This window comes from Rhizobiaceae bacterium, assembly GCA_023953845.1.
In the GTDB taxonomy this organism is placed as follows: domain Bacteria; phylum Pseudomonadota; class Alphaproteobacteria; order Rhizobiales; family Rhizobiaceae; genus Arvimicrobium.
In genome coordinates this window covers 2,906,373-2,928,984 of record JAMLJC010000001.1, presented here as the reverse complement: position 1 = coordinate 2,928,984, position 22,612 = coordinate 2,906,373, and the positions used below count along the sequence as shown (strand labels likewise).

At 65.2% G+C, this 22,612-nt stretch carries 18 protein-coding genes; 9 read left to right on the top strand and 9 right to left on the bottom strand.

Annotation, left to right across the window (positions count from 1 at the left end; genetic code table 11):
- Nucleotides 1-37: 37 nt before the first annotated feature.
- From M9955_14270 to M9955_14260, 3 genes are all read right to left on the bottom strand, one after another.
- On the bottom strand, nucleotides 38-1,135 hold the full coding sequence (locus tag M9955_14270) for a polyamine ABC transporter substrate-binding protein (protein ID MCO5082805.1): 1,098 nt from the start codon (nucleotides 1,133-1,135) through the stop codon (nucleotides 38-40).
- Between the two features lie 158 nt (nucleotides 1,136-1,293).
- Nucleotides 1,294-2,241, bottom strand: a complete 948-nt coding sequence (locus tag M9955_14265) for a DMT family transporter (GenBank protein MCO5082804.1) — start codon at nucleotides 2,239-2,241, stop codon at nucleotides 1,294-1,296.
- A gap of 160 nt (nucleotides 2,242-2,401) precedes the next feature.
- Nucleotides 2,402-3,853: a short-chain fatty acyl-CoA regulator family protein gene (locus M9955_14260; protein MCO5082803.1), complete on the bottom strand. Its 1,452-nt coding sequence runs from the start codon at nucleotides 3,851-3,853 to the stop codon at nucleotides 2,402-2,404.
- Between the two features lie 238 nt (nucleotides 3,854-4,091).
- Between M9955_14260 and aceA the strand changes: the two genes are divergently transcribed.
- From aceA to M9955_14230, 6 genes are all read left to right on the top strand, one after another.
- Nucleotides 4,092-5,399 carry an isocitrate lyase gene (gene aceA / locus M9955_14255; GenBank protein MCO5082802.1) on the top strand — a complete coding sequence of 436 codons (1,308 nt, stop codon included), beginning with the start codon at nucleotides 4,092-4,094 and terminating at the stop codon, nucleotides 5,397-5,399.
- 68 nt (nucleotides 5,400-5,467) lie between these two features.
- The gene (locus M9955_14250) at nucleotides 5,468-5,710 is read left to right on the top strand and encodes a hypothetical protein (GenBank protein ID MCO5082801.1); all 243 of its coding nucleotides are present in this window, start codon (nucleotides 5,468-5,470) and stop codon (nucleotides 5,708-5,710) included.
- 214 nt (nucleotides 5,711-5,924) lie between these two features.
- Complete coding sequence (locus M9955_14245) at nucleotides 5,925-6,323, top strand: response regulator (protein ID MCO5082800.1); 399 nt, start codon at nucleotides 5,925-5,927, stop codon at nucleotides 6,321-6,323.
- A gap of 76 nt (nucleotides 6,324-6,399) precedes the next feature.
- The gene (locus tag M9955_14240) at nucleotides 6,400-7,833 is read left to right on the top strand and encodes a glutamine synthetase family protein (GenBank protein MCO5082799.1); all 1,434 of its coding nucleotides are present in this window, start codon (nucleotides 6,400-6,402) and stop codon (nucleotides 7,831-7,833) included.
- Nucleotides 7,834-7,878: 45 nt separating this feature from the next.
- Nucleotides 7,879-8,247 (top strand): four helix bundle protein, encoded by a 369-nt coding sequence (locus tag M9955_14235; GenBank protein MCO5082798.1) that lies wholly within the window; start codon nucleotides 7,879-7,881, stop codon nucleotides 8,245-8,247.
- A gap of 55 nt (nucleotides 8,248-8,302) precedes the next feature.
- The gene (locus M9955_14230; protein MCO5082797.1) at nucleotides 8,303-9,589 is read left to right on the top strand and encodes an FAD-binding oxidoreductase; all 1,287 of its coding nucleotides are present in this window, start codon (nucleotides 8,303-8,305) and stop codon (nucleotides 9,587-9,589) included.
- 4 nt (nucleotides 9,590-9,593) lie between these two features.
- On the opposite strand, the gene M9955_14225 is transcribed toward M9955_14230, so the two are convergent.
- Together M9955_14225 and M9955_14220 are read right to left on the bottom strand one after the other, a co-directional pair.
- Complete coding sequence (locus tag M9955_14225; GenBank protein MCO5082796.1) at nucleotides 9,594-10,718, bottom strand: beta-ketoacyl-ACP synthase III; 1,125 nt, start codon at nucleotides 10,716-10,718, stop codon at nucleotides 9,594-9,596.
- A gap of 65 nt (nucleotides 10,719-10,783) precedes the next feature.
- The gene (locus M9955_14220) at nucleotides 10,784-11,533 is read right to left on the bottom strand and encodes an SDR family oxidoreductase (GenBank protein ID MCO5082795.1); all 750 of its coding nucleotides are present in this window, start codon (nucleotides 11,531-11,533) and stop codon (nucleotides 10,784-10,786) included.
- 230 nt (nucleotides 11,534-11,763) lie between these two features.
- On the opposite strand from M9955_14220, the gene zwf reads away from it, so the two are divergent.
- The 3 genes from zwf (at nucleotide 11,764) to edd (ending at nucleotide 15,852) form a co-directional block, all read left to right on the top strand.
- Nucleotides 11,764-13,236 carry a glucose-6-phosphate dehydrogenase gene (zwf, locus tag M9955_14215; GenBank protein MCO5082794.1) on the top strand — a complete coding sequence of 491 codons (1,473 nt, stop codon included), beginning with the start codon at nucleotides 11,764-11,766 and terminating at the stop codon, nucleotides 13,234-13,236.
- Nucleotides 13,218-13,943, top strand: a complete 726-nt coding sequence (pgl, locus tag M9955_14210) for a 6-phosphogluconolactonase (GenBank protein MCO5082793.1) — start codon at nucleotides 13,218-13,220, stop codon at nucleotides 13,941-13,943. The genes zwf and pgl overlap by 19 nt, the downstream gene beginning before the upstream one ends.
- 88 nt (nucleotides 13,944-14,031) lie before the next feature.
- The gene (gene edd, locus M9955_14205; protein MCO5082792.1) at nucleotides 14,032-15,852 is read left to right on the top strand and encodes a phosphogluconate dehydratase; all 1,821 of its coding nucleotides are present in this window, start codon (nucleotides 14,032-14,034) and stop codon (nucleotides 15,850-15,852) included.
- Between the two features lie 14 nt (nucleotides 15,853-15,866).
- Here edd and M9955_14200 read toward each other — a convergent pair whose 3' ends face one another.
- The 4 genes from M9955_14200 to M9955_14185 all read right to left on the bottom strand — a co-directional run bounded on the left by M9955_14200 (nucleotide 15,867) and on the right by M9955_14185 (nucleotide 22,544).
- Entirely contained in the window at nucleotides 15,867-17,489 is a 1,623-nt protein-coding gene (locus tag M9955_14200) for a VWA domain-containing protein (protein ID MCO5082791.1), read from the bottom strand.
- 116 nt (nucleotides 17,490-17,605) lie between these two features.
- On the bottom strand, nucleotides 17,606-18,568 hold the full coding sequence (locus M9955_14195; protein ID MCO5082790.1) for a GlxA family transcriptional regulator: 963 nt from the start codon (nucleotides 18,566-18,568) through the stop codon (nucleotides 17,606-17,608).
- Between the two features lie 221 nt (nucleotides 18,569-18,789).
- Nucleotides 18,790-19,689 (bottom strand): bifunctional methylenetetrahydrofolate dehydrogenase/methenyltetrahydrofolate cyclohydrolase FolD, encoded by a 900-nt coding sequence (gene folD / locus M9955_14190; GenBank protein ID MCO5082789.1) that lies wholly within the window; start codon nucleotides 19,687-19,689, stop codon nucleotides 18,790-18,792.
- Between the two features lie 110 nt (nucleotides 19,690-19,799).
- On the bottom strand, nucleotides 19,800-22,544 hold the full coding sequence (locus tag M9955_14185) for a Wzz/FepE/Etk N-terminal domain-containing protein (protein MCO5082788.1): 2,745 nt from the start codon (nucleotides 22,542-22,544) through the stop codon (nucleotides 19,800-19,802).
- Nucleotides 22,545-22,612: the final 68 nt, after the last annotated feature.

The window sequence follows — 22,612 nt, the reverse complement described above, 5'->3', positions numbered from 1 at the left end:
AGAAGAAAGCCCGGCGAGAAGCCGGGCCTTTGTCGTCTCACTGGCCGGTGGTGATCTTCGTCCAGGTCCGGGTGACGATCCGCTGGATCTTCGGGTCGTAGGCGCCGACCGTGAACAGGTTCTTCAGCGTCGCTTCATCCGGATACACCGCCGGGTCTTCGAGGATTTCCTTGTCGATGAACTGCTGCGAGGCCAGATTGCCGTTCGCGTAGAAGACGAAATTGGACGCCTTGGCGACCACTTCGGGCTTCATGATGTAGTTCAGGAACTCGTGCGCCTCCTCGACATGCGGCGCATCGGCGGGAATGGCCATCTGATCGAACCACATTTCCGCGCCTTCCTTCGGCACGACGTATGCCACCTCGACGCCCTGATCCGCCTCGGCCGCGCGGTCGCGCGCCTGGAAGACGTCGCCGGACCAGCCGACCGCCAGGCAGATGTCGCCATTGGCGAGCGCGTTGATGTATTCGGAGGAATGGAATTTGCGGATGTAGGGCCGGACCTTCATCATGACCTCTTCGGCCTTGGCGAAATCGTCCGGGGAGTTCGAGTCCGGGTCGATGCCGAGATATTTGAGAACCGTCGGCAATACGTCGCTCGGGGAATCGAGGACGTAGATGCCGCAATCCGCGAGCTTCCCGGCGTTCTCGGGGTCGAACAGGACGTTCCAGCTGTCGATGGAGTCGACGCCGAGCGCGTCCTTGACCTTCTTCACATTGTAGCCGAGCCCGACCGTGCCCCACATGTAGTTGATCGAGTATTCGTTGCCGGGATCGTAGCGCGCGGTCCGTTCGGAGACCACGTCCCACATATTCGTCAGATTGGGGAGCTTGGACTTGTCGAGCTTCTGGAAGACGCCAGCCTGGATCTGGCGCGACAGGAAGTTGGCGGTCGGCACGACGATGTCGTAGCCCGATCCCCCGGCCAGCAGCTTGGTTTCGAGGATCTCGTTGGAATCGAAGACGTCGTAGACGACCTTGATGCCGGTTTCCTTGGTGAAGTCGGCAAGGATCGAGTCATCGATATAGTCCGACCAGTTGAAGACGTTGACGACGCGTTCCTGGGCGTTGGCGGCCAGCGTGAACAGCGCCGCGAAAGCCGTCGCGGCGGAAAGCCGAAGCGCGGTGCGGATCATTCGTTTCTCCTCTGTTTCAATCGTTCCCGGCTCGCACAGCGGTCCTTCACGGCCGGATTTGAAGGCAAGCCTATTAACGATTGCGGATGGCGACAAGCGCGAAAATTGTGCGATGCCAACAATATAGACAGGGGTATCCGGCGCCTTGCCGCCTGTCCCTAGAGGGGCGTGGACACGCCGGTCACGCCGGGGCGGGCGGGCATGGCCTGCCGGCGGAACTCGAAGGCGAGATAGACGAGCAGCGCGACGACCACGATGGTGCCGCCGAGCATGGTGGCGCCGGACGGTATCTCGCCATGGATCAGCCACACCCAGACCGGTCCCAGGATCGGCTCGAAGGTGCCGAGTAGCGCGGTGAATGCCGCGGGAATGAGGCGCGCGCCCGTGGCGAAGAGGGCAAGGCCCAGCCCGAGATTGAGGACGCCGAAGGCGAAGAGCAGCGCCATTTCCGGAACCGAAACTGCAAAGGCGCTTGCCTGCGTCGCGCCGAAAAGCGCGGCGAAAAGCGTGCCTAGGCAGGTGGCCGGCGTCATCCGCACATGGGCGAAGCGGCGCGTGGTCACGGTGGCGACGGCGAATGCGCAGGCAATCAGCAGCGCCAGGCCGTCACCGATCGGGGAGACCGCGCCGCTCAGCGATTCCGACACCATGATGCCCACGCCGGCGATTACGGCGGCGATGGCCAGCCAGGTCTTGCCGCTCACCTTTTCGCGGAAGACCGCCCAGGCCAGCAGCGCCGCGAACAGGGGAACGCCCGCCTGCATCAGCAGGATGTTCGCCACGGTGGTGTAGCCCAGGGCGACGACGAAGCATGTCGAGGCTATGGCGAAGCAGGCTGCGACGACGATCCCCGGCACGCCCATGCCACGGAAGATGCGCATGGTGCCGCGAAAACCGTCGCGCCACAGCATGAAGCCGAAAATGAAAGCAGCCGCCCATGCGGAGCGCCAGAACACGACCGTCCAGGCGTCAGCGTCCTCGATGAAGCGCCCGATCGCGCCGCCAAAACTCCAGCACAGCGCCGACAGGCAGACGAACAGCGCGCCGATGCGCTCCCCGCCGGCGGCGGGATTGTCCGTGCTGTCGCTGGTGGCGAGGTCTGCCATGGCTCGACTTTGAATGGAGATGCACCGACAGGCATTGCCGGGCGCGACACGCTCTGTCGTCACCGCGTAGCCAATCCCCGCGGGATGCGCGTGATCCAGCGTCGCGGCGATGTTGTGTCAACGGAAGGGCGAATGCGCCCGGACGCCGTTGGCGCTGCATCTATTGAAAGTCGAACGCGCTCAGCCCGGTCACCATCTCGTCGAGGCCGAGCGGGCGTGTGACCGGCGGCTCGGCGCGCGACAGGCAGCCGACACGCTCGCACAACCGGCAGGCAGGGCCGATGGCGGTGACGGCGGCGTCGCTCCGCACGGGCTGCGCCGGGACGGAAACAGGGGCCGGCAAAGCGACGGCGTAGACCGTCTCGACCGCTTGCGCCATGTCGCAACCCAGCAGCATCGCGGTCCGGCGCGGGCGCTCCGTGAACGCGCCCTGCGGGCCTTCCAGCGTCCGCGAGACGGTCAGGAATCTCGACCCGTCCGGCGATTCCACCGCATCCACCAGAATGTGGCCCGGCTGCGAGAAGGCTGCGTAGACTGCGAGCTTGGGACAGGCGCCGCCGAAGCTGTTGTGCGGAAAACCCGATGCGCCGGCGCGCCGGATACGGTTTCCCGCGCTGTCTATCTCCTGCAGGAAGAAGGCGACGCCCGACGCTCCCTGCCGCCGCAGGGTGGTGAGGCGTATCGCGGCCTGCTCGAAGGAAACGCCGAAACGCGAGCGCAGCACGTCGACGTCGTAGCGCGCGCGCACCGCAACCTGATGAAAGGCGGCATAGGGCATCATGAGGGCATGGGCGGCGTATCGAGCCAGCTCGAAGCGGGCGAGCCGCCGCGCCTCGTCGGAGGAGAGCTTCAGCGCCTGCACCTCGGCCGCGATCGCCACCGACATGCGGATCAGCGACGCCTCCATCGCCACCTCCCGCAACTGGTCGAAAGGCGAGAGCCGTTCGGAGATGAACAGCCGCTGCGAGTGGCGGTCGTAGCGGCGACGCCAGTTCGGCATGGTGGCGACGGGCAGGACGCGGACGACGATGCCGTGGTCGCGCTTCAGCCATGCCTTCAGCGCGCCGGACAGATCCTCGCCCGGATCGAGCAGTTTCGCGAAAGCTTCCGCCTCGCTCTCTATGGCCGGAAAATGGTTCGGGCGGCCTTCCAGCGCGTCGCGCACCTCGTCGATGGGCAGATGCGCGGATGCCAGCGGCGCCCCCCTGCCCTCATGCGCCATCAGTTCGGAAAGGTCCGACAGCCGCCGCGCCTGCTCGCGATAGGCCCGATAGAGCTTTGCGACCGCCGCCGCTGCATTGGGCGCGGAATCGGCAAGGTCGATCAGTTCCTGATCCCCCGGCAGCTCGCCGGCAAGCAGCGGATCGGCGAAGGCTTCCTTCAACGCCGCGACGGAACCTTTCGCCTCGCCCTGGAGATCGGCCGGATCGACCTTGTAGGTGGAGGCGAGCTTCAGCAGGAGCTGGACCGTCAGCGGACGCTGGTTGCGCTCGATCAGGTTCAGATAGGAGGGCGATATGCCAAGCCCCTCGGCCATGGCGGTCTGGGTCAGGCCTAGACCGTTGCGGATGCGGCGGACGCGGGGACCGGCGAAAATCTTCTGCTCAGCCACTTCGAACCGCTCTTTACAAACCGTGACACATTTGGTGCTGCGTGGCAATTTACATTTTTGACATTTTTACAGCAGCCTCTCGTCAAACTCAATACAGGCTTTCCCGATTTTTCGGGCAATATCGCAAGAAAATCTGGCCTCTTTTGCGCTGCAATGTAAATTGCGTCACAAGCCAACGCGGCAATCGCAGCGGCTGAACCGTAGTCATAGACACGTACCAGAGAGCAGGCAGACCGATATGACCGATTTTTACAATCTCGTTCCCAATGCGCCGAAGGGCCGCTACGACGGCATCGAGCGTCCGTACACGGCAGAGGATGTGAAGCGTCTGCGCGGCTCCGTGGAGATCAAATACAGTCTGGCCGAGATGGGCGCGAACCGGCTCTGGAAGCTCATCCACGAGGAGAACTTCGTCAACGCGCTGGGCGCGCTTTCCGGCAATCAGGCCATGCAGATGGTCCGCGCCGGCCTGAAGGCGATCTATCTCTCGGGCTGGCAGGTCGCGGCCGACGCCAACACGGCTTCCGCAATGTATCCCGACCAGTCGCTCTATCCGGCCAATGCCGCGCCGGAACTCGCCAAGCGCATCAACAAGACGCTGCAACGCGCCGACCAGATCGAGACCTCCGAAGGCAAGGGCCTTTCGGTCGACACCTGGTTCGCGCCGATCGTCGCGGACGCCGAAGCCGGCTTCGGCGGCCCGCTCAACGCCTTCGAGATCATGAAAGCCTTCATCGAGGCGGGCGCGGCCGGCGTCCACTACGAAGACCAGCTCGCTTCGGAGAAGAAGTGCGGCCATCTCGGCGGCAAGGTGCTGATCCCCACCGCCGCGCATATCCGCAACCTCAATGCGGCGCGTCTGGCGGCGGACGTGATGGGCACGCCGACGCTGGTCATCGCCCGCACCGACGCGGAAGCGGCGAAGCTGCTCACCTCCGACATCGACGAGCGCGACCAGCCCTTCGTCGACTACGATGCGGGCCGCACTGTCGAAGGCTTCTATCAGGTGAAGAACGGGCTGGAGCCGTGCATCGCGCGTGCGGTCGCCTATGCGCCCTATTGCGACCTGATCTGGTGCGAAACCTCCAAGCCCGACCTCGAACAGGCCCGCCGCTTCGCGGAAGGCGTGCACAAGGCGCATCCTGGAAAACTGCTCGCCTACAATTGCTCGCCCTCGTTCAACTGGAAGAAGAATCTGGACGACGCGACCATCGCGAAGTTCCAGCGCGAGCTGGGCGCGATGGGCTACAAGTTCCAGTTCATCACGCTGGCCGGCTTCCACCAGCTGAACTTCGGCATGTTCGAACTGGCGCGCGGCTACAAGGACCGCCAGATGGCGGCTTATTCGGAGCTGCAGGAAGCGGAGTTCGCCGCCGAGGCCAACGGCTACACCGCGACCAAGCACCAGCGCGAGGTTGGCACGGGCTATTTCGATGCCGTGTCGATGGCGATCACCGGCGGCAAGTCGTCGACCACCGCCATGCATGAATCGACCGAACACGCCCAGTTCAAGGACACGGCGGAATACAAGGACGCGGCGGAATAAAGGACATGTGACGGAGGCCGCGCGGCGGCCTCCGGCGCATCAGGCAAATCCCGGAAAGGAGACTGGAGATGACCCCAAGGACACGAGTCAAGGAACGCGCCGAGGAGCAGGCTTCCTCGATGTCGGACGATCAGCAGGCAATGATCCGCATGGTGGCGAACGACCTGCATCGACTCAATCAGGCGGTGATGAAGGCCGTCGACGCCGGCGTCTCGATCGAACTCGTGCGCTCGGCGCGGCACCACGGCGGCAACGGCAACTGGGGCGACCTGCTGATCCCGGTGGTCGTCGCCCAGCCGCAGGCCGTCTGATCGCACCAGACGATCGCTTCCTCAGCCGCGGGCCGGAGACACCGGCCCGCGGTTTCTTTTCCACCCGCCTCCGACCGCGCGTCAAACTGCCCGTTGAGTTCATTCCGGGGCTCGCATAGCCTTGCGGCATGAACCGGACCGTGGCAGCGCTCGTTGCATTTCGTCGGCAAGGCGCCGCGGGAAAAATCCGGTGCACCACGCGAGGTTGGTGGCAATGAGCTCGCGTCTCGAAACCGACAACGGCCAGGTGCTCGTCGTGGCGCGCTCCCGCATCAACCAGGTGGTCGTTTCCGAGATCGTGCACCGATGCGGATTGCGTGCGCAGTCGGAAAGCATCGAAAAGGCATCCGGACACCTACGGTCCAGCCGGCCGCGCCTCATCATCCTCGACGGCGGCGTCGAGAACCGCGATTGCGATTGCCTCATGGAGGACATCGCCGCTCTGCAACGGACGAGCGAGACGCGCACGCCGCGCGTCATCATGCTGTCCAACCGCAATGGATCGGTCGAAAGCCTGTCGCTGCCTTCGTTCGTCGATGCGGTCGTGGCCAAACCGATCACGCCGGAACGGCTTCAGCCGGTCATCGACCGGCTGGTTCGGCGCGGGCAATAAGCTCGGCGGGGGGACGCCCTTCCCTTTCGCTGCCGGCGAAGGTTATAGTCCTGCATCTGCAACGAACTGGTGATTGATGCCGCCCGCGAAGAAGGAAGTGCGCCCGTCGATACGTGGGGGGCGTTCGCGCACGCCCCAATTCGTCAAGAACCTCCGAGGTGTGAAAAACTGGCGCGAAGCCGCCGAATGGCTGGAATGGCGCAGCATCGAGGACATCGAATGCATCACGCCGGATCAGGCCGGCGTGGCGCGCGGCAAGATGATGCCGTCGAGCAAGTTCACCTCGAACACCTCGCTGGCGCTGCCCTCCGCGCCCTTCATGATGACCATTTCCGGCGATTATCCGGAAGACGGCAACGGCTTCTCCTATCCCGAGGACGACGGCGACCTGAAGCTGGTGCCGGACCTTTCCACCCTATCCGTCGTGCCGTGGGAGGAGGACCCGACGGCGCAGGTGATCTGCGACCTCGTCCATCAGGACGGCCGCTCCGTCGGCTTCACGCCGCGCAACGTGCTGAAGCGCGTCGTCGCGGCCTATGACAAGGCCGGCCTCAGGCCTGTCGTCGCGCCGGAGATCGAGTTCTATCTGGTGCGCAAGAACCCGGACCCGGACTATCCTCTTGCTCCGCCGGTCGGCCGTTCGGGACGCCCGATCGCGGGCGGCGCTGGCTATTCGATCGCCGGCGTCAACGAGTTCGACGAACTCATCGACGACATCTACCATTTCTCCGAAAGCCAGGGCCTCGAGATCGACACGCTGATCCACGAGGAAGGCGCCGGCCAGCTCGAGATCAATCTGCGTCACGGCAATCCGGTCGAGCTCGCGGATCAGGTGTTCATGTTCAAGCGCACCATCCGCGAAGCCGCGATGAAGCACGACACCTACGCCACCTTCATGGCGAAGCCGATCCAGGGCCAGCCGGGCTCGGCCATGCACATCCACCAGTCGGTGATCGACAAGAAGACCGGCAAGAACATCTTTTCCGGAGAGGACGGCGTGGAGACGGATGCGTTCCGCCACTTCATCGGCGGCATGCAGGCGCATGTGCCGAACGCCCTGGTGATGTTCGCGCCCTATGTGAACTCCTATCGCCGGCTGACGCAGGCCGCCTCTGCGCCCGTCAACAACAAATGGGGCTACGACAACCGCACCACCGCTTTCCGCGTGCCACGCTCGGACCCGGCGGCACGGCGCGTCGAGAACCGCATCCCATCCTCCGACGCCAATCCCTATCTGGCGCTCGCGGCCTCGCTCGCCTGTGGCCTCATCGGCCTGAAGAACAAGCTGCAGCCGGAAGAACCGGTGCTGACCACCGCCAACGAGGACGAGATCGACCTGCCGCGCGGCCTGCTGGAAGCGGTCGACCTTTTCGAGGCCGACCAGGAACTGCGCGACATGCTCGGCGACGGCTTCGTCTCCACCTACGTCGCCATCAAGCGCGCCGAGTTCGAGACGTTCATGGAAGTGATCAGCCCGTGGGAGCGGGAGTATTTGTTGCTGAATGTGTAGGGGAGTAGGGGTGTAGGGGAGTAGGGGAGTAGGGGTGTAGGGGAAATGACCAGCAGAGCCGGTTCTTATCAAGACCTTGTGGTCTGGCAGCAGGCGATGGATCTGACAGTTGGCGTGTACTCCATGACCAGATCCTGGCCCAAGGAAGAACTGTATGGTCTGACCAGTCAAGTTCGACGGGCGGCCACTTCCGTGCCGGCCAACATTGCAGAAGGCTACGGCCGCGAGCATCGCGGTTCCTACCTTCAGTTTCTCAGGATTGCTCAAGGATCTCTCAAGGAGCTCGAAACGCATCTGCTGATTGCCGACCGTGTCGGGGTAGCCGCCAACGGCTCGATAGCGCCACTCCTGACAAGCAGTGAAAGTGTAGGCAAGCTATTACGTCTGCTATTGCGAAAACTCGCCAAGACCTAATCTTCCCCTACTCCCCTACTCCCCTACTCCCCTACTCCCCTACTCCCCTAGCACCATGCCCTACCAATCCCCTATCTCCCCCGGCTACTCGTGGTACGAGGCGACCACAGGCGAACGGCCCGAATACCCGGCGCTGGACGGCGACCGGCGAGCCGATGTCGTCATAATCGGCGGCGGGTTCACCGGGCTTTCGGCGGCGGCGCATCTCGCCAGGGCCGGCGTCGACGTGGCGCTGATCGAGGCGCACCGCTTCGGCGACGGCGCGTCGGGACGCAATGGCGGCCAGTTCGGCACCGGGCAGCGCGCCTGGGCCGAGGAACTGGAAGCCGAGTACGGCTTCACCCGCGCCAAGGCGCTATTCGACCTCGCCGAGGAAGCGAAGGCGCATGTGCTGGAATTCGCAGCCGCGAACGGCATCGACATGGAGTACGTGCCCGGCCAGATGTCGGTGGCGCACAAGCCACGCTATCTGAAGCACTATCAGGCGCATGCCGAGATCATGGCGACGCGCTTCGGCTATCCGCACATCAGCTTCATGGACGCGAAGGAGACGGCCGAGCGGCTCGGTTCGACCTGCTACTATGGCGGCACGCGCGACATGGGCACCGGCCATATCCATCCGATGAAACTGGTGGTGGGGACTGCGCGCGTCGCGGCGGCCGCCGGCGCGCATCTCTTCGAGAACACGCGTTCGACCGGCATCGCGTCGGACGGCGGCAAGGTTCTGGTCAGCACGCCGCGCGGCATCATCACGGCCGACAAATGCCTCGTCGCCGTCAACGCCTATGGCGGCGATCTGGAGCCGGTCAGCGCCGCGCATGTCATGCCGATCGGCTCCTTCATCGGCGCGACGGTGCCGCTCGGCGCGGACAGCCCGGTGCTGCCCGGCGGCGAGGCGGTGGACGATTCCCGCTTCGTTGTGCGCTACTTCCGCAAGACGAAGGACGGTCGCCTGCTGTTCGGCGGCCGCGAGATCTATGCCGTCAGCGACCCGAAGGACATTGCCGACCAGATCAGGCGACAGATCGCGGAAATCTACCCGGCGCTGAAGGATGTCGAGATCACCCATGGCTGGGGCGGCTATGTCGGCATCACCATGCCGCGCAAGCCCTTCGTGCGCGAGGTGATGCCCAACGTCATTTCGGTCGGCGGCTATTCCGGCCATGGCGTGATGCTCTCCAACTTCGTCGGGAAACTCTACGCCGAGACCGTTTCAGGCAATCGCGACCGGCTCAAACTGTTCGAGGATATCAAAATCCCCGCCTTTCCCGGCGGCCGGCGTTTCCGCGCGCCGCTGCTCTTCCTCGCGCTCAACTGGTATGCGCTGAGGGATCGTATCTGAACCGCTACACCTTCCGGACAATGACGCTGCCGACGGAATAGCCTGCGCCGAAGGAGCAGATGACGCCGAGCGCGCCTGAAGGCAGGTCGTCCGAAAACTTCGAGAAGGCGATGATCGACCCCGCCGAGGATGTATTGGCGTAGTCCTGAAGTATGTTCGGCTGCTCGGCCCGGCTCGGCTCGCGGCCGAGAACGCGGGCGCCGATCAGGTCGTTCATGCCCTTGTTGGCCTGATGCAGCCACATGCGCGACAGGTTTTCGGGCGCGATCTTCTCGTCCGAAAGATGCGCCAGCATCATCCCGGCAACCATCGGCACGACCTGCTTGAAGACCTTTCTGCCCTCCTGCCGGAACTGCATGTCGCGGCGGTCGGCCATGTGGCCCTCATGCGAACGGCGCAAAAAGCCGTTGTTGTTGCGGATGTTGTTGGAGAATTCGGTCAGGCAGCGGGTGGAGACGATTTCCCAGGCGTTGTCGCTGGTCACCAGATCCCCGCGCTGGAGGACGGAGGCCGTGCAGACGTCGCCGAAGATGAAATGGCAGTCGCGGTCGCGCCATTCCAGATGCCCGGAGGTTATTTCCGGATTGACGATGAGAATGGCGCGGGCGGAGCCCGACCGGATCATGTCGGCCGCCGCCTGCATGGCGAAGGTAGCGGACGAGCAGGCGACGTTCATGTCGAAGGCGAAACCTTCGATACCGAGGGCCTGCTGGATCTCGATGGCTATGGCCGGATAGGGCCGCTCATGATTCGAGGCGGCGCAGATCACCGCGTCGATGTCAGCGGCGGTGACGTTTGCCTTGCGCATGGCCTCGTCGGCCGCTTTCACGCCGATCTCCGCCATGATGGACAGTTCCTCGTCGGCGCGCTCCGGCAGCATCGGATGCATGATGCCGGGGTCTAGCACGCCGGCCTTGTCCATGACGTGTCGCCGCTCGATGCCGGACGCCTTGACGATGAATTCCTCCGACGACATCTGCAGCGGCTCGCGCTCGCCCGCCTCGATCGCCGCGGCATGCAGCGTGTTCTGGCGATGCGCGTAGGCGTTGTAGGCCGCGACGAGTTCGGCGTTGGTGATGATCTCGTCCGGCGTGAAAACGCCCGTTCCGCTGATGGCGACCTTGTGCATGGCGTTTCCCGTCTTCTTGTCGTTGTGCCGCAGTGGGAAGGACTCTTCCCTGTCCGCCAGCCTGATCAGATACAGCGCCCGCCGTCGACTTCCAGCGCCACGCCGGTGATGAATTCCGCCTCGTCCGACACCAGCCAAAGGGCCGTGTTGGCGATGTCGAGCGGCGTCGAAAGGCGGCCGAGCGGGATGGAGGCGCGGAACTTGGCACGGAGCTCCGGCGTATCCTCGCCCATAAACTGCGCCAGCATGCCGGTCTCGCCGGCGACGGGGCAGAGACAGTTGACGCGGATATTCTTCGGTGCGAGTTCCACCGCCATCGACTTGGTCGCGGTGATCGCCCAGCCCTTCGAGGCGTTGTACCATGTCAGACCCGGACGCGGCCTCAGTCCGGCCGTCGACGCGGTCGTCAGGATCGAGCCGCCGCCCTGCTTCTCCATGATGGGCACCACCGCCAGCGCCGCGTAGTAGATCGCCTTCATGTTGACGGCGTAGATCAGGTCGAACGCCTCTTCCGACACGGCCAGCATGTCGCCGTTGCGATGCGTGTAGCCGGCATTGTTGACCATGATGTCGATGCGCCCGAACGTGCTCATGGCGACCTCGACCATTTCCACGAATTCGGACTTCTGCGAGACGTCGGTCGTCACCGCCACGGCGCTCTTTCCGATGTCGGCCGCGACGCGCTCGGCGCCTCTGGCGTTGAGGTCGCAGACCACCACCTTCGCGCCCTCCTCCGCGAATCGCCGGGCCATGCCTTCGCCGAAACCCGACGCGCCGCCGGTGACGATGGCGACCTTGTCCTTCAGCCTGCTCACTGCGCGACCTCGCGGAAAAAGGGGACGTAAAGCTCGCTCAATGGAATTCTCCCTTGTGCCGCCAAACCGGCGCTTTATGGTGCCGCGCAAAATGCGGATCGACCATCGCAGTTCACAAAGCTTTCGGTGGGAACAGTGTCAAGGGCGCAGATGCGACACCTTGGCACTGGCAATTTTAAATCGATTAGATATGTTGGCGACGCCGCAGCCAGCTCGGCACTGGAAACACGATGACAAGCCAGACAATACCCGTTGACCCGTTCGACTTCATCGTTTTCGGCGGAACAGGCGACCTTTCCGAGAGGAAGCTGCTGCCATCGCTCTATCACCGTCAGGTGGCGGGGCAGTTTTCCGAACCGACGCGCATCATCGGCGCGTCGCGCAGCAAGCTGACCGACCAGCAGTTCCGGGACTTTGCCCACAAGGCGCTCAAGGATTTCGTCAAGGCCGACGAGCTGGACAAGAAGGAGGTCGACGCGTTCCTCAAGCGCCTCACCTATGTGACCGTCGACGCCATGTCGGGCGACGGTTTCGCGGCGTTGAAGAAGGAGATCGGCCAGAGCGACCGCGTGCGCGTCTTCTACATGGCGGTCGCGCCGCAGCTTTTCGGCGACATCTCCCAGCATCTGCGGGAGCACCAGCTCGTGACGCCGCAGTCGCGCATCGTGGTCGAGAAGCCGATCGGCCGCGATCTCGCCTCGGCAAAGGAGCTCAACGACGTCATCGGGCACAATTTCGCGGAACAGCAGATCTTCCGCATCGACCACTATCTCGGCAAGGAGACCGTGCAGAACCTGATGGCGCTGCGCTTCGCCAACGCGCTCTACGAGCCGCTGTGGAACTCCGCCCATGTCGATCACGTGCAGATCACCGTCGCCGAGACCGTGGGTCTCGAAGACCGCATCACCTATTACGACAAGGCCGGCGCGCTGCGCGATATGGTGCAGAACCACATGCTGCAGCTTCTCTGCCTCGTCGCCATGGAGCCGCCCTCGTCCATGGACGCCGATGCGGTGCGCGACGAGAAGCTGAAGGTCCTGAATTCCCTGAAGCGCATCAACGGGAACGAGGCGCCGAAAACGACCGTGCGTGGCCAGTACAAGGCCGGCGCATCGGCCAACGGCGCGGTGAAGGGCTATCTCGAGGAACTCGGCAACAAGGAAAGCCGCACCGAAACCTTCGTCGCCATCAAGGCGGAGATCGAGAACTGGCGCTGGGCAGGCGTTCCCTTCTACCTGCGCACCGGCAAGCGGCTCGCCTCGCGCGTCTCCGAGATCGTGATCGAATTCAAGCAGATTCCCCACAACATCTTCGGCGACAGCGCCGGCAACATCATGGCCAACCAGCTGGTCATCCGGCTGCAGCCGAATGAAGGCGTCAAGCAGTTCATCATGATCAAGGATCCGGGACCGGGCGGCATGCGGCTCAGACCCATCCCGCTCGACGTCAGCTTTGCCGACACTTTCGCCGGCCGCAATCCGGATGCCTATGAGCGCCTCATCATGGATGTCGTGCGCGGCAACCAGACGCTGTTCATGCGCCGAGACGAGGTCGAGGCGGCGTGGAAATGGATCGATCCCATCCAGAAGTCGTGGGAGGACAACCGGCAGGAGGCGCAGGGCTATACGGCCGGCACCTGGGGGCCTTCATCGGCCATCGCGCTCATTGAGCGCGACGGCAGGACATGGCACGAGAGCGAGTGAGCGCCGTGGCCGAACTCGACTGGCACATTGCCGCATCATCCGCCGCGCTGGCCGAGGAACTCGCCGATCTGGTGAGCGCTCGCCTCACGGCAGCGGTTGCGGCACGAGGCGCGGGCTTCCTCGCCGTCTCCGGCGGCTCGACGCCAAAACTTTTCTTCCAGGTGCTGTCGAAGCGCGCGCTGGATTGGGAGAAGATCACCGTCACGCTGATCGACGAGCGCTTCGTCGCGCCTTCCTCGCCGCGCTCCAATCAGGGTCTGGTGGAGTCGAATCTGCTTCAGAACGCGGCGCGGCGGGCGAAATTCGTGCCGCTCTACAATGGCGCGGACGATCCGGAGGAAGGCGCGCGGCTTGCGGGCGAGGCCCTCGCAAAGGCTCCGTGGCCGCTCGACGTGGCGGTGCTCGGCATGGGCAATGACGGGCATACGGCATCCATGTTCCCGGATGCCCCCAACCTCGCGGCCCTCGTCGATCCGAAGGGCCAGCGGAAGGTCGCCTCGGTCCATGCGGAAAGCGCGGGCGAACCGCGCCTGACAATGACGCTGCCGGCGATCGTCTCGGCCGGCGCGCTGGTCCTGCACATCGAAGGCCCGGCAAAGAAAGAGGCGCTGGACGCCGCTCTGGAGAAGAGCGGCGAGCCGCGCAAGCCGATCGCCACGGTGATCGGCAGCGCACCCCAAGTGGAGGTTTTCTGGACGGCCGGGTGACGGTTCGGAGGTCCGTCGACCGGCTGACGCAGCGGATCGCGCGCCGCACGGCGGCCATGCGCCCGCGACGCAAGGAAGGATCATGACGATGAGCGCACGCGCGGAGATCGAAGCCATTACCCGCTGCATCCGCGAGCGTTCCCGGCTGGGGCGCGAGGCCTATCTCGACCGCATCCTGCATGCGGCGAGCACCACCGCCAACCGCGCCGTGCTCGGCTGCGGCAACCTCGCCCACGGTTTTGCCGTCTGCTCGCCGGCCGAAAAGCAGATGCTTGCCGGCGACCGCGTGCCGAACCTCGGCATCGTCACCTCCTACAACGACATGCTGTCGGCGCATCAGCCCTTCGAGACCTTTCCGGCGCTCATCAAGCAGGCCGCGCGCGAGGCCGGCGGCATGGCGCAGGTGGCGGGCGGCGTGCCGGCAATGTGCGACGGCGTCACGCAGGGCCAGCCGGGCATGGAGCTGTCGCTGTTCTCGCGCGACGTCATCGCCATGGCGACCGCCATCGGCCTGTCGCACAACATGTTCGACGCCGCCGTCTATCTCGGCGTCTGCGACAAGATCGTGCCGGGCCTCCTCATCGGCGCGCTGACCTTCGGCCACCTGCCGGCCGTCTTCATTCCCGCCGGGCCGATGACCAGCGGCATGCCCAACGACGAGAAGGCGAAGGTGCGGCAGCTCTATGCGGAGGGCAAGGTCGGTCGGGCCGAATTGCTGGAGGCGGAATCGAAGTCCTATCACGGCCCCGGCACCTGTACCTTCTACGGCACGGCGAACTCCAACCAGATGCTGATGGAGATCATGGGCCTGCACACGCCGGGCGCTTCCTTCGTCAACCCGAACACGCCGCTGCGCGATGCTCTCACCCGCGAGGCGGCGAAGCGCGCGCTGGCCATCACGCAGCTCGGCAACGCCTACACGCCCGTCGGCCGGATGATCGACGAGCGCTCCATCGTCAACGGCATTGTCGGGCTGCACGCGACGGGAGGCTCGACCAACCATACGATCCATCTGATCGCCATGGCGGCGGCCGCCGGCATCACCATAACCTGGCAGGACATTTCGGACCTCTCCGACCATGTGCCGCTGCTGGCGCGCGTCTATCCGAACGGGCTCGCCGACGTGAACCACTTCCATGCGGCGGGCGGCATGGGCTTCCTGATCCGCGAACTGCTCGACGCCGGCTATCTGCACGAGGACGTGCAGACGGTCTGGGGCGAAGGGCTGCGCCCCTACGCCATCGAGCCGCTGCTCGGCGCGGACGGCACCGTGGAACGCCGGCCCGCGCCGAAGGAAAGCGGCAACGAAAAGGTGCTTTCGACGGCGGCGAAGCCATTCCAGGCGACGGGCGGCCTGAAGGTGCTCGGCGGCAATCTCGGCCGCGCCATCATCAAGGTGTCAGCGGTGAAGCCGGAGCGGCGCTTGGTGGAAGCGCCGGCGATCGTCTTCGACAGCCAGCAGGCGCTGAACGACGCCTTCAAGGCGGGCGATCTCGACCGCGATTTCATCGCCGTGGTGCGCTTCCAGGGTCCCCGGGCCAACGGCATGCCGGAACTGCACAAGCTGACGACGGTGCTCGGCGTGCTGCAGGATCGCGGACACAGGGTGGCGCTGGTCACGGATGGCCGCATGTCGGGCGCGTCCGGCAAGGTGCCGGCGGCGATCCATGTCACGCCGGAAGCGGTGGAGGGCGGCCCGATCGGCCGCATCCGCGACGGCGACCTCATCCGGCTCGACGCGGAGGAAGGCACGCTGGAGGTGCTGCTGCCGGCAGGGGAGCTTGAAGCGCGGCCCAGTCTCGTGCCGGACCTCGCCGCCAATGCGCATGGCATGGGCCGCGAACTCTTCGCCGGCTTCCGCCAGCTCGCCGGCCGCGCCGATCATGGAGCGACCGCCTTCGCGGCGTAGGGCGTCTGAGATGCCTAGGGGACGGTGATCTCGGTCCTCTCGCCGGCCTTGACCGTGGCGGGAGCCTCGGTCTTCACAGCGGGATCGCCCCGCTCCGCCGAGACCGCATAGTCGCCCGCAGGCAGGGTCGTCTGGTGCGTTTCGGCGAAGGCATAGCCGAACTGCTTGCGGTTGCCCTGTATGTCCTTCGCCGCGCCGGACACCTCGATATATTTCGCGCCCGGCGCGGAGATCGCCAGGACGCCCGCATCGAGCACCGCGGTCACGTCCTGACGCTCGCCGACCTTGATCGAAAACGGCTGTTCGACTGCCGCCTGGTCCATTGCGACCAGCGCCACATAATCGCCCGCCGGAAGATCGAAAGCGGCGTCGGGACCGTAGGCGTAGCTGAGCTCCTCCCGCGTTCCGTCGATCTTCTTCTTCGCCTTGAATATCCGCGTGAACATGTTGCCGGAATCCACCCTGTCGCCGCCGGCCGCATAGAGCGCATTGACCACCGCGCGTCCGACGCCGACGATGACGTCCTTCTCGATCGTCTGGCCGGCCTTGAGCGCAATCGTCTCCGTCACCGCGCCGTCGCCGAGCTTGATCGTCAGGACCTGTTCTCCAGCTGGAAACACGGCCTTCATCTCGCCGTAATATGTGGTGTCGCCGTCACTGGGATAGCGGACGTTGATGGCGGCATTGTCCGCGATCGCGGCGCCCTCGCTGGCTCTTGCGCGGATCACCAGCCTGCCGGCATCGAGTACGAAATGCGGCGTGGCAACCTTGTCAGGCTCGATCGTGACCTTCTGTTCGACAGCGGCATGATCGAGCCGCGCATTGACGATATAGTCGCCGGGCTCCAGCCTGCCTTTCCAGCCGCCATAGTAGTCGGTGACGACGTTCTCGCCGCGCGAGCCATCGGCATTAGCGGCATAAACCTCCCAGACCAAATTGTCGTCCCGGCCGAGTTCCGGCCCGCCTTCCGACATGGTGGCGGATGGAGCGAAGTTGAAATCCGGCGCGGGTTCGGGCGCAGGCTGCGGCGCGGGGGCTGGCTCAGCCTGCACCACCTGTTCGAGCGCGTCGGTCAACTGGCCGGCATCGGCCGCCGGCAGATACTTGCCGCCGGTGTTTTCGGCGAGGCAGGCGACCTGCCTGCCCTCCTCCTCCGATAGCCCGAATCCCACCACATGAGCGGTGAAGTCGACGCCGCCCTGCTCCAGTTCCGTCGCCAGCGCGCAGGGATCGGCGTTGCAGGTCTCCAGCCCGTCGGTGATGAGGATGACGGTCGATTTCTCTTCCGTGAATCTCAGCGATTCCGCCGCCTGCCTGACCGCGGCGGTCAGCGGCGTCTTGCCGAGAAAGCGCATCTTTTCGGCCGCATCGATGATGGTGGCGGCGGTGCCGGTTGCCGGCGGAACCACCAGCTCTATGTCCTCGCAGCTTCCCTTCTCGCGATGGCCATAGGCGATCAGGCCCAGTTCCATATCGGCGGGTATGGACTTCAGCACCGTTCGCAGGGTTTCGCGCGCGATTTCGAGTTTTGGCTTGCTGCCGATCTGGCCCCACATCGAGCCCGAGGCATCCAGCACGATGATTGCCCGTTCGCCTGCCAGCGAAGCCGCCGTCGCCAGCAGAAGCGCCAGCAACATTCCTACAGTGCGCAGAATTGCCAACATGCTCCCCCGCTCGCTTGACGCGTGCAATGCAGGCTATCGGCGCAACCGTAAGGATACAAGCAAATGTTGACGCTGCGGAAGGAACGCGCTCAATACGTCGTGCGGCGTTCCTCGCTCGGCGGGCGACCGAACTGCAGACGGTAGCTCTGCGCGAAATAGGAATGCGAGGTGAAGCCCGTCGCGATGGCCACGTCGAGGATCGGCATGTTGGTCTGGCGCAGCAGTTCGCGTGCTCGCTCCAGCCTGAGGCGCATGTAATAGCGCCCCGGCGTGACGTTCAGATGCCGCAGGAAAAGCCGCTCGACCTGCCGGACGGAGAGCTTGGCGGATTTGGCGAGCTCCACCGCCGAATAGGGCTCGTCGAGATTGTCGGCCATCAGCTCGACGATCTTCCTGAGCTTCTCCGACTTGCCGGTCAGGTCGCGCTCGGGGCCGACGCGCTGGCGGTCGCCGGCCGAGCGGATGCGCTCGTGCTGGAACTGGTTGGCGACGCCGTTGGCGAGGTTGACGCCGAAATCCGAACGCACGATCTCCAGCATCAGGTCGATGGAGGTGGTGCCGCCGGCGCATGTATAGCGTTTGCGGTCGATCTCGAAGACGTTGCCGGTGCATTCGATCTCCGGGAACCGCTCCATGAAGCCGGCGCGGTTCTCCCAGTGGATGGTGCAGCGATGGCCTTCGAGCTGGCCGGCCTCGGCGAGCAGATAGGAGCCGACGGACAGAGCGCCCAGCGCCCCGCCCCGGCGGCCCCAGCTGCGCAACGCGCCCAGAACCTTGCTCTTGCCGGGAAACTCCGTCGTCAGGCCGACGCAGACGAAGAGAATGTCGACGGGCGGAATGTCGGCGACGCTGTAGTCGATCTTCAACGGCAGACCGTTGGACGCCATCACCGCGTCGCCATCCGCCGAGACCGTCGTCCAGGAATAGAAGTCGCGGCCGAGCAGGCGGTTGGCCGAGCGCACGGTATCGATGGCGGCGGCCAGCGAGAACATGGAGAACTTGTCGACCAGCAGGAAGGCGAACTGCCGGCCCGATTGCTGCGGCTCGGTCATGGCCGACGCCTCCATCGGAACGGCAAAATCACGCAGCGCCGTCCGATGTACCATCTAGGTCAGGACCGGCTGATTTGACTGGAATGGCTGTCGACCTGGCGTCGACCCGCCGCGTCAAAGCCTTCGACGGGGGCGCCTACCCCGCTTCTCAGGCCTTTCCTCGCATCTCTCGCCATCTCGACAGCCATTCCAGTCAAATCAGCCGGTCCTGATCCTAGCCCTCAAAATGTCGGACGGTCGAGGCCGGCCGCGAGGCTGGCCGATACCAGCGTGTTCGCCATCAGCAGTGCGATCGTCATCGGGCCGACGCCGCCCGGAACGGGCGTGATGGCCCCGGCCCGCCCGGAGGCGCCGGCGAAATCCACGTCGCCGACGAGACGGGACTTGCCCTCGCCCTTCTCCGGCGCGGGAACGCGGTTGATGCCGACGTCGATGACGGTGGCGCCCGGCTTCACCCAGTCGCCCTTGATCATCTCAGGCCGGCCGACGGCGGCGACGAGAATGTCGGCGCCGCGGCAGACCGCCGGCAGATCCTTCGTCCGGCTGTGGGCGATCGTCACCGTGCAGTTCGCGGCGAGCAGCAGATTCGCCATCGGCTTGCCGACAATGTTGGAGCGTCCGACCACGACGGCATTGAGGCCGGAAAGATCCTTGCCGCGCACGCGCTCGATGAGGATCATCGAGCCCGCCGGCGTGCAGGGCACGAAAGCGGTCTTCGTCTCGCCGGTGCCGAGCTTGCCGACATTGATGAAATGAAAGCCGTCGACATCCTTCTCGGGCGCTATCGTCTGGATGACCTTGCCGGAATCTAGATGAGCCGGCAGCGGCAGCTGCACCAGAATGCCGTGGATCGCGGGATCGGCGTTCAGCTCGCCGATCAGCCTGAGCAGCGTCTCCTCCGAGGTTTCTGCCGGCAGCGTGTGCTGCACGGAATGGAAGCCGCACTCCTTGGCCTTCTTCGACTTGGACGCTACATACACCTGGCTGGCGGGGTCCTCGCCGACGATGACCACGGCCAGACCGGGCGCGGAGTGGCCGGCGGCGACGAGTTCCGCTGTGCGCTTCCTGACGGTTTCGACGACGTCGTCGGCTATACGCCTGCCATCGATGATCTCGGCCATGCTCTGTCCTCGCGACCACTGTTGAGGCCGGCATATCCACCAAAAACGAACGGCGCAATCACGTCATTGCGCCGTCCCGTGCCGTAAACTCGCAACCGCGACGAAATCGCTCAGAAGAAGCGGCGGCGCTGACGGCTTTCGGTGAAGTCCCGGACGGCCTCGCGGAACTCCGCCAGACTGGCGCGGATATCGGCGATAGCGCTGGAGGTCTCCTGCTCGGTCAGCGTCTGACTGGCGGGCTGCGGCGCGTCGACTGCCTGCACGTTGCGGACCGGGAACGGAATCGGCTGGTTGGCCGCGCGCGGCTGCGGAGCGGGTGCGTAGGCCTGCGGCGGATAGGCGCGGGATGGCGGATAGGGTGCCGCCGGCGCCGCGCCATGGACCGGCGCGTGCTGCGGCGCGGCGGGCGCGCCGTAGCCCTGCCAATGCCCGGGATGCATGCGCGGATCGGGCTGCGGGGCATAGGCGTGCGCCGGATGCATAGGCGGCGCATAGGCGGCCGACGGCGCGGAAACCTGTGGATAGGCCGGAGGGGCATAGCCTGCATAGGGCGCCGGATAGGATGCCGGCTGCGGCTGGGCATAGGCCTGCTGCTGATAAAGGGGCGGCTGAGCCGGATGGGCATAGGCCGGCATCTGCTCGGCATAAGGCGCCGGCGGGGCCTCCTGAGCCCATGCGGGAGTTGCCGGCGACACGGGTTCGCCTGCGTAGGGGTAATGGAAGTCCACGGGACGGGTGTGCATCGAACTATCCTCGCTGGATGTCGTGTCTTTGTTTTCGGCGCTGACGGGCTGGCTATCGTCGGAGGTGGCGCGGGCGCCTGCCGCGCTGCGGAGATTTTCCCGCAGGCCGCCCTCGGCGACCGCCGCGCCGCCACCGGGCATGCGCCTTGCGGGACGGGGTCCATCGCCGCGTGGCGCCGGTGGCTGGGGTCGCGCGCCTTGCACCGCTCGCCGCCGGTCGCGCAGGCTCTCATAGGCGCCGCGCATCATGGCGAATCCGACGCCGGAGGCAAAGCCGAGGAACATGCCGGCAAGCGCGATCATCGACCGCGATGGTCCGCTCGGATCGAGCGGCGGATAGGCTTTTGAGATGACGCTCATATTGGCGGTGTTGATGTCGCGCTGCTCGCCGGTCTCGCGGGCGCGCAGGAGATAGGCCTCGTAGACGGCCCGCTTGGTCGAGGCCTCGCGCTCCAGTTCGCGCAGTTGCACCAGCTCGCCGCTCATGTCGCCCTGGCGGACCTTGAGCTGCGCCAGTCGCTGCGCAAGCTGCTGCTCCAGCTCGACGGCGCGCTTCAGCTCGACCTGGACCGACGAGGCGATGCGGCGCAGCTCGGTCGCGATCTGGTCGCGCGCGCCGGCCAGCTGCGCGTCCATCGCCTGACGCTCCGGATGGCGCGGCCCGAGCCGCACCGCGATGCGGTCGGCCTCGTTCTTCAGGGATGCGTATTGCGAGCGAAGCTCGCCGATAACGCTGGAATTGATGCTTTCGGGAATGGCTCCCGCGACCACCGAATCGACATCGACATCGCGCGCGGACGCTGCCCGCGCATTGAGTTCAAGCGTGCGGGCGCGGGCCGTCGAAAGCTGGTCGTTCAGCTTGATGATCTCATCGTCCGTGATCAGGCGGCCCTGCGGATCGATGATGTCGTTTTCGGCCTTGAACGTCGCGACCTTGCGTTCGGCGTCCTCGACGCCCTTGCGCAGCTCGTCGAGACGGGCGGTCAGTTCGTCGGCGGCGCGGCCTGCGGTCTGCGACTGGATCTGGCCGTAGGTTTCGAGGAACACGTCGGTCATCGTGTTGGCGATGAGCGCGGATTTCTGCGGACTGAGAGTCGCGACGCCGATCGTGATCACGAATGTCTTGCCGCCGCGTTCCACCGTCAGCGCGCGGGCCAGGTTCTCGATGGCGATGGTCCGGCGGTAGTCGACGCTGTCGCCGGCGCCATCGCCGCGCGACAGGATCGACCGCAATTCGGCGATGAAGGCACCCAGTCCGAAGGATTTCTGCTGACCGTTGAATTCGGGATCGGCGTCGAGCTTCAGGTCTCCGACCACCTTGTTGAGCACCGTGCCGGAGGTGAGAATGCGCGCCTGGTTCTCGACGATAGCCAGTGTCGCGTCGGAGGGCAGGCCCTGCACGGTCAGGTCGCGCTCGGACAGCTTCAGGTCGCGCGGGTCGACCAGCAGCTCGGTTATGGCCTCGTACTTCTTCGGCGTCTGCAGCGCGATGGCGACGCCGATCAGGGCGCCCAGTATCGTGGTCGAGACGATGAGCAGCTTGGAATCGACAACCCGGCCGATCACCTTCAAGGGGTCGATCAGCGGCGTCCAGATCTCCGTCTCGCCCTCGCGCGGCGCGGTTTCGCGCTCGCGGAGATCGTCGCGGCCGATGAAATGGTCGTGATCGGAGACGGGATCGACGGCGAACTGCTTCGCGGGCGCGTCCGGGTCCGGTTCGCGCCAGCCGGATACGAACGACTTGACGCGGTCGGCAATGCCTTCCTGCCGAACCGGTTGCGACACGGGCTCGAGAGACACCGTCTCCCGCCGTGGGCCGGCGCTGACGGCCTCCGCCGCCGGCGCGGAATCCGGGATTGAGACCTGCGGCTCTCTGTCGGCATCGACCTCCCGCCCATGCCCGTCCGTATCCTCCTCGCCGACCGCGAGCGCCTCGAGTATGGGGCTGCGCCGCGCCTCGCGACGGGATCGCGCCAGACGGTGGCGAGCCTGGGCATCCTCGGCGAAGTTCGAGACAGGATCGGCTTCAGCTGCTTCGGCATCGCGGCCACGGCTGAAGGCGAGGAGCGATTTCCGCTCCTTCGTCGCGCCTGCCTTTCCGCTTTCGACCATCCGGGATGCCAATGGCTATGCCGCCATCCGGGACTCAGATGGCCATTCGTTAAGGCACGCTAAACAGG

Bases quoted from the DNA above. Each gene is read 5' to 3' on its own strand.
- M9955_14245 (MCO5082800.1), top strand. From the start codon at position 5,925: ATGAGCTCGCGTCTCGAAACCGACAACGGCCAGGTGCTCGTCGTGGCG.
- M9955_14195 (MCO5082790.1), bottom strand. From the start codon at position 18,568: ATGACCGAGCCGCAGCAATCGGGCCGGCAGTTCGCCTTCCTGCTGGTC.
- M9955_14250 (MCO5082801.1), top strand. From the start codon at position 5,468: ATGACCCCAAGGACACGAGTCAAGGAACGCGCCGAGGAGCAGGCTTCC.
- M9955_14225 (MCO5082796.1), bottom strand. From the start codon at position 10,718: ATGCACAAGGTCGCCATCAGCGGAACGGGCGTTTTCACGCCGGACGAG.
- pgl (MCO5082793.1), top strand. From the start codon at position 13,218: ATGGCACGAGAGCGAGTGAGCGCCGTGGCCGAACTCGACTGGCACATT.
- M9955_14185 (MCO5082788.1), bottom strand. From the start codon at position 22,544: ATGGTCGAAAGCGGAAAGGCAGGCGCGACGAAGGAGCGGAAATCGCTC.
- zwf (MCO5082794.1), top strand. From the start codon at position 11,764: ATGACAAGCCAGACAATACCCGTTGACCCGTTCGACTTCATCGTTTTC.
- M9955_14265 (MCO5082804.1), bottom strand. From the start codon at position 2,241: ATGGCAGACCTCGCCACCAGCGACAGCACGGACAATCCCGCCGCCGGC.
- M9955_14235 (MCO5082798.1), top strand. From the start codon at position 7,879: ATGACCAGCAGAGCCGGTTCTTATCAAGACCTTGTGGTCTGGCAGCAG.
- folD (MCO5082789.1), bottom strand. From the start codon at position 19,689: ATGGCCGAGATCATCGATGGCAGGCGTATAGCCGACGACGTCGTCGAA.
- M9955_14230 (MCO5082797.1), top strand. From the start codon at position 8,303: ATGCCCTACCAATCCCCTATCTCCCCCGGCTACTCGTGGTACGAGGCG.
- M9955_14200 (MCO5082791.1), bottom strand. From the start codon at position 17,489: ATGTTGCTGGCGCTTCTGCTGGCGACGGCGGCTTCGCTGGCAGGCGAA.
- edd (MCO5082792.1), top strand. From the start codon at position 14,032: ATGAGCGCACGCGCGGAGATCGAAGCCATTACCCGCTGCATCCGCGAG.
- aceA (MCO5082802.1), top strand. From the start codon at position 4,092: ATGACCGATTTTTACAATCTCGTTCCCAATGCGCCGAAGGGCCGCTAC.
- M9955_14270 (MCO5082805.1), bottom strand. From the start codon at position 1,135: ATGATCCGCACCGCGCTTCGGCTTTCCGCCGCGACGGCTTTCGCGGCG.
- M9955_14240 (MCO5082799.1), top strand. From the start codon at position 6,400: ATGCCGCCCGCGAAGAAGGAAGTGCGCCCGTCGATACGTGGGGGGCGT.